Raw genomic sequence first — 11,703 nt, 5'->3', positions numbered from 1 at the left:
CACAGCTCATCGCTCACAGCTCATCGCTCACAGCTCATCGCTCACAGCTCATCGCTCACAGCTCATCGCTCACAGCAAGCCGCAAATCGCGGGAAGCACCCTGCGCGCGGCTGCTCTCCCTTCTTCATAAGCGGGCATAACCCTAGCGAGGTCGCCCATGTGGTGATTGGCTAGCTCCGGTACGATCAGCACGTCCGGGGCGTCCATATGTTGGGAGCGCTGCATAATTTCAAATGACTGTGATAGAATCGTAAAGATGTTGTTCAGTTCCTGCGTCTTTTGCACGCCTTGATGAAGTTGCACTGCGATAGTTACGTCTGCGCCCATCTGCCTGGCAACGTTCACCGGCACCCCATTAACGAGACCGCCGTCGGCGAGTAGCGCGTCTTTGTAAGGTACGGGCGAAAAAATACCGGGCACGGCACAGCTCGCCTTGACCGCTAAGGCGGCGTTCCCTTCCCGCAACACAACCTCGCGCCCCGTGTACAAGTCACAAGCCACGGCCGCCACAGGTACCGGCAGTTCCTCGAGCTTGGCGTTATGGAGAATGTCGTTAAGTAAATGCTCCATGCGCGCAGCGCTTACCAGACCTACCCGTGGCATAGTGAGCTGCACTAAGTCTCGCCAACTCGTCCGCATGGCTAGGGCCAACATTTGCTCCGGCGAGAGCCCGGCCGCATACAACACCCCCACGAGGCTACCTGCACTGGTCCCGGCTATGACATGGATGGGGACACGGGCCGCTTCTAGCTCTGCTAAGACGCCGATATGCGCTATGCCTCTGCCTCCCCCGCCTCCTAGGGCCAATCCCACACGCATTTCTTTGTCCATGTCCTCACCTCGGCTTGGCACTCGCGATAACGTCTAGGCCCGCCGTTACGGGTCCGGGTTCGATAAACCTCCATGCGCCTTGCTGTACGCCTTGCGCCATAGAGGTCACGACGGTAGTAGCGTCGACTTTTTTCTGGGCGAGAAGCGCCCAATCCACCTTAACTAGAGGCTCGCCGGGCGATACAGACGCGCCCTCTGCGATAAGCAGTGTGAAGCCTTCGCCCTTAAGGTGAACGGTGTCCAAACCTATGTGCAGGAGTATTTGGCTGCCGTCGGCACACTTGATGACTAACGCATGCCCTCCTGGAAACACCTTCTCGACGCTTCCGGCACAAGGCGCGACCACCGTCGGCACATCACTGTCGGGCACAATCCCAATCCCGGGACCCATTAGGCCCCGCGAAAAGGCATCATCCGGCACTTGCGCCAGACTGATGACCCGCCCGGTCATAGGGCTGACCAGTGTCTCGCTGTGCATCTGCTGCGAAAAACCTATCAGTCGCCTAAGCTCCTCGGCGTAGGCCTGCGACTCCGTGCCCATAACCACCTGCAAATAGTCTTCTCCTACACGGCTTAACCCCGCTGCCCCAAGCCGCTCCAGTTCTTTTGCGTCCACCCGGTGCATGTCGACTACGCTTAACCGGAGCCGCGTCATACAGGAATCGACTGCCGTAATATTTGCAGTACCGCCAAGCGCCTTAAGCAGCTGCTCGCCGCTAGCACTGCCGGTTAGCGGCGTCTCCTTCTCCTCCTCGGTACGCCCAAGCGTGGGTAGGTTAAAGCGCCGGATGGCGTACCGCGTGCCAAAGTAGTACACCGCGGCATACCCTACTCCGAGCGGCAGAATGAGCCACGCGTTTTCACTGAACCGCCAGTTGATTATGTACAGCGGCAGGGCAAAACCGTAGTGACGAATCCCCAGCACATGTGATAGCAACGTCGCCGTGCCGGTGAGGACGGCGTGGACACTGTACAATAGAGGTGCGGCAAACATAAACGTAAACTCGGCGGGCTCCGTAATTCCGGTAAGGAGCGAGGTCAACGCAGCGGTGACCAGAATGCCTGCCGTGCGTTTGCGCTGTGCGGGACGCGCTTCATGTACCATGGCCAGGCAAATCGCGGGGATAGAGAACATCATGACGATGAAGAAACCTGCCGAAAAGTTGCCGGCGGTTGGGTCATTAGCAAAGAACCGCTGTACCTCGCCCTGATATATTACCCCGGTAGCCGGGTCAGTGTACACGCCAAACGTGTACAAAATGAGATTCTGGATAATATGGTGTAGCCCTGTAGGAATTAAGAGTCGGTTCGTCGCACCGTAGAAGAAGAGCCCCATCGCCCCGCTCCCCATTATCCAAGTGCCAAAGGCAAAGATTGCTTGCTGTACAGGCAGCCACATATACCCGAGCAGCGTTCCTAACGCTAAGTTGACCACCGCCGAAGCCATCGGCACAAAGCGCTTGCCTGAGAACAAGCCCAAGTACTCGGGCAAACGAATGTCGTGGTAGCGAAAGTACAGCCAAGCGGTCACGGCGCCGGAAACTATGCCGCCCAATACTCCCATGTCCAGCTCGGCGTTGACCGCAGTTAGTGCGCCCGTAAGCACAATGTACCCCACAACACCGGCAAAGCCAGCCATGCCATCGTAACGCGTAAACCCGATGCTTACGCCGACCGCAAATAGAAGTGGCAGATACTCCAGCATTATATCGCTGCCGGCGGCAGTTACGGGCGCGATGTGTAGCTGCATGCCAAGTGCAAGAAACAGGGCCGCAATCGGCAGGATGACGACCGGCACCATCAGCGCTGCCGAGAGCCTTTGGAGAACTTTCTGCACGGAAACCCCTCCCCTATAGTGCTAGCTCGCGGTAGGTCACGAGTGTAGCGCCAAGCTGACGGAGACCCGCCTTCAACTCAGCAGAAACGAGAAAGTCAAGTTCTCGCTCCCGCTCGTACCTAAGCGAGCTCACTCTACACAGCGCATCGTCAACTTTGCCCGGGTGACAAAATACCTCGTATATTCCTGACGGCAGGCGAGCTAACGTTCCAAGCAGTTGGTCGCTTAGCGCTAGCACGCCATCTGGGAAGCACAGACCGCTACCGAGCGCCAGGTGCTGAGAGATAGCGATGTGCGGAAGCACGAGGGCATGTCTCCATGGGTGAGACTCGCGCCATACATCGCGCACCGTCAAACGACGAATACAAGGAATCGCATACTCCTTGGCTAGCTTTGTGGCAAGGTGCATTAGCCGTGGGGCGAGGTGCACGTGGTGATGGCTGTCGAGGTGAGTCGGCAGAATCCCCAAGCTCAATACTCTCTCTATCTGCGCTCTCCATTCCCGTTCAACGTGCAGCGTCTCGGCCCTGTTCACTGCGAGGCGCGAATCGCGCCGAAATGCACCCGTCTTGTCGACCAAACTAGGGACATCCTTGGACGCGAGCAAAGGCTTGCCGGCCGAGAGCGTAAGGTGAATACCTAAGCTCGCTTGCGGAACACTCTGCAGTAGTTCGAGATGTGCACCTAGGTCGGGCATATTGCCCATGATTGAGGTCGAAGTCACCACGCCTTGGGCTATCGCGCGTATGATGCCTTGGCTGACACCGATAGACAAGCCAAAATCATCGGCATTGACAATCACCCGCAACACCTAACCACCCCCGTAGCCTATTCTTTCGTCACCTCGCCGCAGATTACCTGCCTAGGCGCGCTAGAGCCTCGCGAATATTCTGTCGGTCTCTTAGCACAGGCAGGAAGAGGTCGCCAAATCTCGCGACACGGTGCCCGATGGTGCGCAAGGTACATGCGTCCTTGTCTAGGGAGTTACTTTCTATCTCCTCCCACTTCACAGGGGTGCTTACTGTGGCGCCGGGCCTTGCCCGCACAGCATACACGCCTACTAGCGTTTTGCCACGCGCATTCTGTAGCGCGTCGAGATAGAGCTTGCCTTGGCGGGCGGCGGGATGACGTACGAGTGTAGTTATCTCCGGCAAGACGTTATTTACAGCCTGGAGCACAGCCGTGGCAAACGACCTCGACTCTTGGTAAGTCGCGCCGGAGAGGAGAGGGACGTATATTTGCAGCCCATCTCCGCCGCTAGTCTTCGGATAGCCGCGCAATCCCAAGTGCGAGAGAGCCGCCCGCAGAGTCAGCGCGGTCTGTCGCACGTGAGCCCATGTCGTGCGCTCCATCGGATCAAGGTCAAAGACGGTGTAATCCGGAGAATCAATGCTGTCTACGCGCGAGAGAAAAGGGTGCAACTCAAAGGCCGTCTGATTGGCCAACCAAACAAGTACGGCTGGGTGGTCGGCAATCACGTATCTGATGACTCTTCTTTCGCTCGGCAGCGACGCGGTTCTTATCCATGGCGGCGCGCTACTTGGCGTGTTCTTTTGATAAAAGCTCTTGCCTTGCCAGCCGTCAGGGTAACGCGTGAGGACTAACGGGCGGTCCTTAAGATGCGGCAAAATGGTGGGCGCAATGTCGTTGAAGTAGTTTATCAGTTCTGCTTTGGTGATGTGCTCTTTTGGCCACAGCACTTTGTCGAGATTGCTCAGTGCCACGCTATGCCCGCCTACTTGTACCGTAATGTCACCGGCCATAGGCCTTAATCCGCGGAGCAAAGCCCTTAATTACCGGAGCTCTAATTTTCAGGGTTTCCGTCCACTCCATAAATTCCACGTCAGCGAGCAAGACCGGCTGCACAGCAATAGCACCTCTAGGGAACCCCTCCGGCGCACACGGCAGAGAGAGCCTTGGGAGTTCTTGTGTTAAGAGCTTAATATGCTCATTTGTCAGGCCGCTGCCGACCCGTCCACACAAGTTGTATCCGCCACCCTCCGCTTCTGTCGCCACTAACAGCGAGTTTACTTGACCGGCGCGCAGTGTGTACCCCACCACTATAAATTCCTCACGCAGCTTGTGCTTTATCTTTTGCCAGGCGAACGTCCTTTGGCCAATGAGATACCGACTGCCCTTTGCTTTGGCGACAATTCCCTCCGCCCCCGTCAGCTTCGTATCCTTATACAAAGCGGGACCGTCCGTACAGCTCTCGACTATGTGCACTATACCGACATGCTGCGCGAGCCTTTCACTGAGCATGGCGCTCCTTACTTCGAGGGGCAAATGGGTAATCGAGCATCCGTCCAGTTCAAGCATGTCAAATACCATGTAGTGCACTGGCAGAGATTCCCTAAGCCGCCGCGCAGCCTGTGGATTAGTAGCTCCCTCGCGGCGCAAGATAGCTGGAAAGCTGGTGCGCCCTCCTTCTCTTAGCACAACTACCTCCCCATCGAGAATAGCGGCGGTGGCACTAAGTGCATCGGCGAGCACCGCAAGTTCCGGGTAGTGCTCCGTGCGCAAGTTAAGACGCCTATTTTGTAGCGTAACTCTCCCCCGAGCCACGAAACTAAGCATGCGCACGCCATCCCACTTACGCTGAAAGATGTAATCCCCGCTAGGAATCTCGCTGGCAGAAGTCAGCAGCATAGGCGTTACCTGCCCCGGCCGCATCATCAGGAGATTGCCTTGCGGCGCTGCTCATCCACCAAAGCGAGCGAGGCGCGCAGCGCTTCCATCAAGTCACCTACGCGCGCAGCCGGTTGCGTGGCTACGGCACTAATCTCCCCGCCCTCTGCTTTCGCTGTGAGAAGTGCCAGCAGTTCACCGCGATAAGTGTCGGTGTACTTCGCAGCTACAAAGGGTTCGGCCAGGCGCTCTATTAACTCGAGCGCCATCCGTCGCTCCGCATCCTGGATGACGACTGCCTCGTGGATGGCGGGGACTTCCGCCGCATCGCGTATTTCGTCAGGGTAAAACATTAGGGCCATGACAATGCAGTCGGCGATTACCCTAAGGGTCACCAAGTGCTGCTTCTCCCGCAGATGCACTTTGCCTACAGCGATTTTCCCGGTCTCTTCCATCGCTGTGCGCAGCAAATGGTACGCCTTCTTGCCCGTTTCGCTCGGTGCCAGGTAGTACGTCTTGTGAAAATATATGGGGTCAATGTCCTCCAGATTCACAAAATCCAGTATGTCGATGCTGCGGGAGGCCGCCCCCTGCAGGCCGTCGAGTTCCTCCTCGGTTATAAGCGTAAATCTCCCCGGCTCCCACTCATACCCGCGCACTGTGTCGTCCCAGGCTACTTCCTGTCCACAGGCTGAGCAGACGCGCTTCTGCTTGAGCGGAGCCTGACAAGCCTTGTGCAGCAAGCGAAACCGCAAGTCTTTGTCCTCGGTAGCCGTGAACATCTTTACCGGAACGTTAATCAGCCCAAACGAAATGGCCCCATTCCAGATGCTGCGCATACAAAAACCGCCTCCCTTTCATTTAGAGTCTCCGGAGGCGGTAGGCACTAATCCTGCGAGCCGTCAAGAGATATGGATTGCAGGCTCCATCATTAAACCCTTTAGGTCATCGCGAAGTCGCCGACAGGCATCGTCATCGCCCCGCGCCACTAACCCAACCGCGCCTTCACTACCCCCCACTCCACCGCTGTGAACGTGCACGGCGTCGAGCGCATAGAGCAGGTGTATGGCGTCAAGTTCGGTAATCACCGTGCCGTAGGTTACGGGGAAAAGTCCGCATGGCATCCCCAGCGAAGCCTCTAACGGAATTTGGCCCAAGGCGTTAGCTGCCGCGCTCACCGACGGCACAAGCTTCTCTAGCCCTACGGGGAGAATCAAATGCGCGCCGACTGAAACAAGGTGTCCATAAGCCGCACCAATGGTGCCACCGTTCTTGCCGCCTACAAGTACTCCCACAGTTCCGCCTGCGTCCAGAGCGTTTCCGCCTTTAACAAACACGTCTTCATGCGTAAAGTCCTGTAACACTTCTTGCCAAGTGCGGTGTGACACTTCACCTTGCTCAAACGCCAGCGGCTTAAGTCGAGTCTGCGGCGGCGTCAAGCTCCACTTGGAATCCGTGACTATACCTGCGGTATAGCGGGCCTTTTCTAGCTGCTGGCCCGTCAGTTCCTCGGCAATATAGGCGTTTGTGATGCCTCCGGCCACAATCAGGCGACCCGCCTTGTGGGCGCGTTGCACTGCCGGCATTGACACCACCGCTCTCGCAATCAGGCGTTTGCTGGCAGCGGGTGTCAGGACAAAGGTAATAGCGCGCATACTTTTCCTCCTTCAATTGTTAAGTAAGCTGTTTGTGTGGGCGAGCATTCGGCAACACTGTTACCGAGGTGGTTAAGGTGACGATTCGCCGCAGAAAATGCAAATCGTGTCATAAAGAATACCAATACTATGTAGGTGCGGCCATGCCCGACACAGCCCTGTGTTCAGTGTGCCTTGGCAATACTATTGTTATTACCGGTGCTGTAGAAAACGACGAAGACGGAATCGCGTGAATACTTTTGTCGACTTGGCGCACGTGCCAAACGGTGCTATACTTTAGCAGTAAACATAGCATATCATGTCACTTGACTTGTGTGTGCAAGTGATGTAAATTCTATGTTGTTGTGTTTGCGGGGTATAGCGCAGCTTGGCTAGCGCGCCTGCCTTGGGAGCAGGAGGTCGCAGGTTCAAATCCTGCTGCCCCGACCAACTTTATGGCCCCATAGTGAAGCGGTCTAACACACCAGCCTTTCACGCTGGCGACACGGGTTCGAATCCCGTTGGGGTCACCATTTATGCCGGCGTAGCTCAATGGTAGAGCAGCTGACTTGTAATCAGCAGGTTGCGGGTTCGAATCCCATCGCCGGCTCCATTCTTCGTGCTTCGTGCTTCGTGCTTCGTGCTTCGTAGAACGAGGTTCTCACGCCTTAAACCTAACGCCTAACGCCTAACCCCGAAAGCTGACTGCTGAGCGCTGAACCCCTAGTTCATGATTCACGATTCCTGATTCATGATTTCTAGCGCCTCACAGCTCAAGGCTCCATTCTAACCTCTAACTTCTAACCTCTCACCTCTAGTTACACAGGGGCGTCGCCAAGCGGTAAGGCACGGGACTTTGACTCCCGCATGCGTTGGTTCAAATCCAGCCGCCCCTGCCACTAAACTAGACGTTAGATGTTAGAAATTAGAAGTTAGAGTATCTAACCTCTCTAACCTCTCTAACCTCTAACCTCAAATCTCTAACCTCTAGTTATGGGCCATTAGCTCAGTGGTAGAGCACCCGCCTTTTAAGCGGGGTGCCGATGGTTCGAGTCCATCATGGCCCACCATCCATATGCGAGGATGGCGGAATTGGCAGACGCGCTAGACTTAGGATCTAGTGGGCAACCGTGGGGGTTCGAGTCCCCCTCCTCGCACCAATTTAATCTCAGGCCGGTATAACAGCTTGCTCCCGCAGGCTGTTTTTATGTTGAGTGCTGCTACTAATCCTCGCGGTAAATCCAGGGTAGTAGAGCCTGTTCGCAGTCTACAAGCTCTTCGGAGGCAAAGTATAGCGCTATCTCTCGCTCCGCAGCCGCGAGGCTGTCAGAAGCGTGCACGATGTTCCTCCCTTTGCACAAGCCGTAATCGCCCCGGATGGTGCCTCCGGCGGCATCTGCGGGATCCGTTTTGCCGACAAGGCTGCGTAGTACGCTTACCGCCCGGTGTCCTCGCACGCACATGGCCACTACTGGCCCTGCGGTTATGTACTCCAGCAGTTTTGGGTAGAAGACCTTTCCCTCGTGCTCGGCGTAGTGAAGAGCGGCCAGCTGTGGGTTCACCACCAACATCTTTACGCCAATTAGCTGGAGGCCCTTGTTCTCTAAGCGAGTGATGACTTCACCTATGAGCCCCCTATGTACCCCGTCCGGCTTGATTAAGCAGAAGGTTCTCTCCATAAGTCACCTCCAAGTTTGCAGTTGGCCTAGGCAGAAGCCTCCTGCAACGCAGGAGGCCTATGTTAGTCAGCATTAAGCTCGGCGACTGTCTTAGCATCGAGGCGCTTCACAAGCTCGAGCACGAGCTTTACCGCGTTCTCGTAGTCGTCGCGGTGAATGATGCCGTAGTGGCTGTGGATATAGCGCGTAGGCACGGCTATGCACAAGCTTGGCACACCACCGGCGTTAATGTGGATGCGTCCGGCATCTGTCCCGCCGGCTGACAAGACGTCAAATTGCAGGGGAATGCCATTAACTTTGGCCACGTCAATAACGAAGTCGCGCAGCTTGACGTGCGGAATCATCGAAGAGTCATAGAGCAGGACAACCGGCCCCTTGCCAAGCTTCTCATTCATTTTGTCGGCTCCCGGACTATCGCCGGCGATGCCGACTTCTAGGGCAAAACCGATGTCCGGGTCGATAACATGGGAACTAGTCGTTGCGCCGCGCAACCCGACTTCTTCCTGTACCGTACCGACGCCGTACACAGTATTTGGATGTTCGATGTCCTTAAGGGCGCGCACCACCTCAATGAAAAGGGCGCAGCCCAAGCGGTCATCCCACGCTTTGGCCATAAGGTATTTTTCATTGCGCATGACCGTGAACTCCGCGTGGGGAATAATCGGGTCCCCAAGGCGGATGCCAAACGTCTCTGTAGCCTCGGTTTCGTCGCTAGCGCCGACGTCGATAAACATGGCCTGAATCTCTACCACTTTGTTCTTCTCTTCGGGAGAGAGGATGTGTGGAGGCTTGCTGCCGATTACTCCTACTACATCGCCCTTATTAGTCTTTATCACGACGCGCTGTCCAAGCATCACTTGGCTCCACCACCCGCCAAGCGTCTGGAACTTGATGAAACCCTCTTTGGTTACTTTGCTGACCATAAAGCCGATTTCGTCCATATGCCCGGCAATCATCACCCGCGGGCGGTCCGACGTGCCAGCCTTCTTGCAGATGATACTGCCGATGCGGTCCGTGCTTATTTCGGCATAGCCCTCCATGTAGCTGCGGATAACTTTGCGCACCTCGTGTTCGAATCCCGGCACTCCGGGAGCGTCGGTAATGTCTTTGAGTAGTTTTAGGGTGCTGTCCATAGATTCTCTCCTCTCACGTACCTTTGGCTAGTTCAGGCGTGTGTTTCCTCACATATCTTCTTGATGGCCGCAAGCATTCCTTCACTGTTCTCGCGCACTTTCTTCTTCAGTAGCGGATTCAGCAGAGCCGCAAGCATTGGAACGCCGAATTCAAAGTCTACCGTCAGTAGAACGTTGACCGTCTCGCCGTCTGGGCTGAGTTGCCACTTGCCTTCGAACTTCTTGAGGTCCCCGCTTACTTGCGTGTACTCAATGCGGTAGTCGTCAGGGAAAAACACGTCGCGCTCACGCCAGGAAATAATGCGTCCGTCGACGTTACTGACCCATTTGCTGACTGTGGTATTCCCCGCACGCTCTTCGATGGTGACGCTCTTTAAGTTTGGCATAAACTGCGGATAGCTCGCCATGTCCGCTACGATTGCCCAGATGCGCTTAATGTCGCCCTTGATTGTGGTGTTAACTTCTACGTAAGGCATGAGTGTCCCTCCTTTACAGGTCCGCGGCCAGGTCCCCGGCCGAGGCGACAATCTTTTCCCATACCCCGATGGCCCGCTCTACTTCCGGCGCGGTTATCACTAAGGGTGGCTCGATGCGAATGACTTTCGGGTTGTTTAGCGTATAGGCAGCGAGGATTTTGTTGTTTACCAGTTCGGAAATGGCAAAGCCAGCATAGCCCTCATGGGTAAACTCGAGGCCAATAATCAGGCCTTGTCCGCGCACTTCTGCTAGGATACCTGGGTATTTCACCTGCATTTCCCGAAGCGCCCCTAGGAACCTATTGCCCATAACAGCCGCGTTCTCGCACAAGTTCTCATCCTGCGTGACTTTAATTGCGGCAATAGCCGCGGCGCATGCCAAGGGATTGCCGCCAAACGTGGAAGTGTGCAAGAACGGCGCATCAATAAAGCTCTGCCAGAGGTGAGGCTTGGCCACAATCGCGCCGATAGGCATAACGCCTCCGCCCAAAGCCTTGGCCAAACAAAGGATATCCGGGACAACACCCTCGTGTTCGACAGCAAACATCTTGCCGGTGCGACCCATACCGGTCTGCACTTCGTCGACAATCAGCAGTACGCCTTTTCTGTCGCAGATTTCGCGAACAGATGCCAAGTAACCGCTAGGAGGAACTATCACGCCTCCCTCGCCTTGAATAGGCTCCACGATTACCGCAGCGGTGTCGTTGCCTATCGCCGCCTCGATAGCCTGCGCATCGCCAAAGGGAACATGGCCAAAGCCGTTTAAGAGCGGCTTAAAGGGCTCGCGGAACAACTCGCGCCCTGTCGCGCTCAGCGAACCCAAGGACTTACCGTGGAAGGCTCCGGTTGTAGAGATTATGCCCTGCTTGCCTGTAGCTACCTTAGCTAGCTTTATGGCCGCCTCTACCGCTTCGGTTCCGCTGTTGCACAAAAACGAATACGTAAGGTCGCCCGGAGTAATTTCAGCTAGGAGTTCGGCTAAGTCAGCCATCGGTTTGTTTAAGAGAATTTTGGTCGGCATGGCCATGCGGTCTAGCTGTGCTTTGACTGCCGCCACAACTCGCGGATGAGAATGCCCTACGCCGTACATGCCGTAGCCACCCAGTAGGTCAAGGTATTCATCGCCCTTAAAGTCGGTTACCGTACTGCCCCGCGCCGAGTGCTCCACAGTGGCTAGGCCCATGTAACGGAAAAGTCTTGCCAGACTCGGGTTGACGAAGCGCTCATACTTCGCAATCGTTTCCTCTGCAACTGCGTGGACATCGTGCTCTACCACATTTTCCCCTCCTATGTTTACCCTTGCCCAAATTGTACACTACATCGTGCACAAAGAAAAGCATGGGCAAAAACGCAAATGAGAGGACTTCACTTGGAAGTCCCCTCAAACTAGGCGTGCTCTGGAAAGGCTGGTCGGGCTGACAGGACTTGAACCTGCGACCTCATGCACCCCAAGCATGCGCGCTAGCCAAACTGCGCTACAGCCCG

General features: G+C 55.9%; 12 protein-coding genes and 7 tRNA genes. 7 read left to right on the top strand and 12 right to left on the bottom strand.

Annotation, left to right across the window (positions count from 1 at the left end):
* Positions 1-69 precede the first annotated feature (69 nt).
* From KGZ66_01490 to KGZ66_01460, 7 genes are all read right to left on the bottom strand, one after another.
* A complete protein-coding gene (locus tag KGZ66_01490; GenBank protein ID MBS3984265.1) occupies positions 70-831 on the bottom strand; it encodes a patatin-like phospholipase family protein in 762 nt (253 codons plus the stop codon).
* A 4-nt stretch (positions 832-835) separates the two neighbouring features.
* Positions 836-2,668 (bottom strand): glucose PTS transporter subunit IIA, encoded by a 1,833-nt coding sequence (locus tag KGZ66_01485; protein MBS3984264.1) that lies wholly within the window; start codon positions 2,666-2,668, stop codon positions 836-838.
* Between the two features lie 13 nt (positions 2,669-2,681).
* Positions 2,682-3,479, bottom strand: coding sequence for a ChbG/HpnK family deacetylase (locus KGZ66_01480; GenBank protein MBS3984263.1), 798 nt, complete (start codon positions 3,477-3,479; stop codon positions 2,682-2,684).
* A 43-nt stretch (positions 3,480-3,522) separates the two neighbouring features.
* Positions 3,523-4,431 carry a non-homologous end-joining DNA ligase gene (ligD, locus tag KGZ66_01475; GenBank protein MBS3984262.1) on the bottom strand — a complete coding sequence of 303 codons (909 nt, stop codon included), beginning with the start codon at positions 4,429-4,431 and terminating at the stop codon, positions 3,523-3,525.
* Positions 4,421-5,317 (bottom strand): hypothetical protein, encoded by an 897-nt coding sequence (locus KGZ66_01470; GenBank protein ID MBS3984261.1) that lies wholly within the window; start codon positions 5,315-5,317, stop codon positions 4,421-4,423. Before KGZ66_01470 ends, ligD begins: the two co-directional genes overlap by 11 nt.
* Before the next feature lie 26 nt (positions 5,318-5,343).
* Positions 5,344-6,135: a Ku protein gene (locus KGZ66_01465; GenBank protein ID MBS3984260.1), complete on the bottom strand. Its 792-nt coding sequence runs from the start codon at positions 6,133-6,135 to the stop codon at positions 5,344-5,346.
* Between the two features lie 63 nt (positions 6,136-6,198).
* Entirely contained in the window at positions 6,199-6,951 is a 753-nt protein-coding gene (locus tag KGZ66_01460) for a hypothetical protein (GenBank protein MBS3984259.1), read from the bottom strand.
* A gap of 77 nt (positions 6,952-7,028) precedes the next feature.
* On the opposite strand from KGZ66_01460, the gene KGZ66_01455 reads away from it, so the two are divergent.
* The 7 genes from KGZ66_01455 to KGZ66_01425 all read left to right on the top strand — a co-directional run bounded on the left by KGZ66_01455 (position 7,029) and on the right by KGZ66_01425 (position 8,090).
* Positions 7,029-7,184 carry a hypothetical protein gene (locus tag KGZ66_01455; GenBank protein MBS3984258.1) on the top strand — a complete coding sequence of 52 codons (156 nt, stop codon included), beginning with the start codon at positions 7,029-7,031 and terminating at the stop codon, positions 7,182-7,184.
* Positions 7,185-7,302: 118 nt separating this feature from the next.
* Positions 7,303-7,380, top strand: a tRNA-Pro gene (locus KGZ66_01450).
* 7 nt (positions 7,381-7,387) lie between these two features.
* A tRNA-Glu gene (locus KGZ66_01445) sits at positions 7,388-7,463 on the top strand.
* 5 nt (positions 7,464-7,468) lie between these two features.
* Positions 7,469-7,543, top strand: a tRNA-Thr gene (locus KGZ66_01440).
* Between the two features lie 211 nt (positions 7,544-7,754).
* Positions 7,755-7,829: transfer RNA gene (locus KGZ66_01435), tRNA-Gln, on the top strand.
* Between the two features lie 96 nt (positions 7,830-7,925).
* Positions 7,926-8,000: transfer RNA gene (locus KGZ66_01430), tRNA-Lys, on the top strand.
* 7 nt (positions 8,001-8,007) lie between these two features.
* Positions 8,008-8,090 (top strand) — tRNA-Leu (locus KGZ66_01425).
* 63 nt (positions 8,091-8,153) lie between these two features.
* On the opposite strand, the gene ndk is transcribed toward KGZ66_01425, so the two are convergent.
* From ndk to KGZ66_01400, 5 genes are all read right to left on the bottom strand, one after another.
* Complete coding sequence (ndk, locus tag KGZ66_01420) at positions 8,154-8,609, bottom strand: nucleoside-diphosphate kinase (GenBank protein MBS3984257.1); 456 nt, start codon at positions 8,607-8,609, stop codon at positions 8,154-8,156.
* A gap of 62 nt (positions 8,610-8,671) precedes the next feature.
* Positions 8,672-9,742 carry a M42 family metallopeptidase gene (locus tag KGZ66_01415; protein ID MBS3984256.1) on the bottom strand — a complete coding sequence of 357 codons (1,071 nt, stop codon included), beginning with the start codon at positions 9,740-9,742 and terminating at the stop codon, positions 8,672-8,674.
* A 32-nt stretch (positions 9,743-9,774) separates the two neighbouring features.
* Positions 9,775-10,218 carry an aromatase/cyclase gene (locus KGZ66_01410; protein ID MBS3984255.1) on the bottom strand — a complete coding sequence of 148 codons (444 nt, stop codon included), beginning with the start codon at positions 10,216-10,218 and terminating at the stop codon, positions 9,775-9,777.
* 13 nt (positions 10,219-10,231) lie between these two features.
* Positions 10,232-11,401: an aminotransferase class III-fold pyridoxal phosphate-dependent enzyme gene (locus KGZ66_01405; GenBank protein MBS3984254.1), complete on the bottom strand. Its 1,170-nt coding sequence runs from the start codon at positions 11,399-11,401 to the stop codon at positions 10,232-10,234.
* Positions 11,402-11,625: 224 nt separating this feature from the next.
* A tRNA-Pro gene (locus KGZ66_01400) sits at positions 11,626-11,703 on the bottom strand.

Source organism: Selenomonadales bacterium (genome assembly GCA_018335585.1).
Taxonomy (GTDB): Bacteria; Bacillota; UBA994; order UBA994; family UBA994; genus UBA994.
The sequence above is the reverse complement of the archived record's forward strand: the minus strand, read 5'-3'. Positions and strand labels throughout refer to the sequence as shown.

What these genes read in the sequence shown, in the direction of transcription:
- KGZ66_01490 (MBS3984265.1), bottom strand. Translation starts at nt 831, where the DNA reads ATGGACAAAGAAATGCGTGTGGGATTGGCCCTAGGAGGCGGGGGAGGC.
- ligD (MBS3984262.1), bottom strand. Translation starts at nt 4,431, where the DNA reads ATGGCCGGTGACATTACGGTACAAGTAGGCGGGCATAGCGTGGCACTG.
- KGZ66_01470 (MBS3984261.1), bottom strand. Translation starts at nt 5,317, where the DNA reads ATGCTGCTGACTTCTGCCAGCGAGATTCCTAGCGGGGATTACATCTTT.
- KGZ66_01465 (MBS3984260.1), bottom strand. Translation starts at nt 6,135, where the DNA reads ATGCGCAGCATCTGGAATGGGGCCATTTCGTTTGGGCTGATTAACGTT.
- KGZ66_01460 (MBS3984259.1), bottom strand. Translation starts at nt 6,951, where the DNA reads ATGCGCGCTATTACCTTTGTCCTGACACCCGCTGCCAGCAAACGCCTG.
- ndk (MBS3984257.1), bottom strand. Translation starts at nt 8,609, where the DNA reads ATGGAGAGAACCTTCTGCTTAATCAAGCCGGACGGGGTACATAGGGGG.
- KGZ66_01415 (MBS3984256.1), bottom strand. Translation starts at nt 9,742, where the DNA reads ATGGACAGCACCCTAAAACTACTCAAAGACATTACCGACGCTCCCGGA.
- KGZ66_01410 (MBS3984255.1), bottom strand. Translation starts at nt 10,218, where the DNA reads ATGCCTTACGTAGAAGTTAACACCACAATCAAGGGCGACATTAAGCGC.
- KGZ66_01405 (MBS3984254.1), bottom strand. Translation starts at nt 11,401, where the DNA reads ATGGGCCTAGCCACTGTGGAGCACTCGGCGCGGGGCAGTACGGTAACC.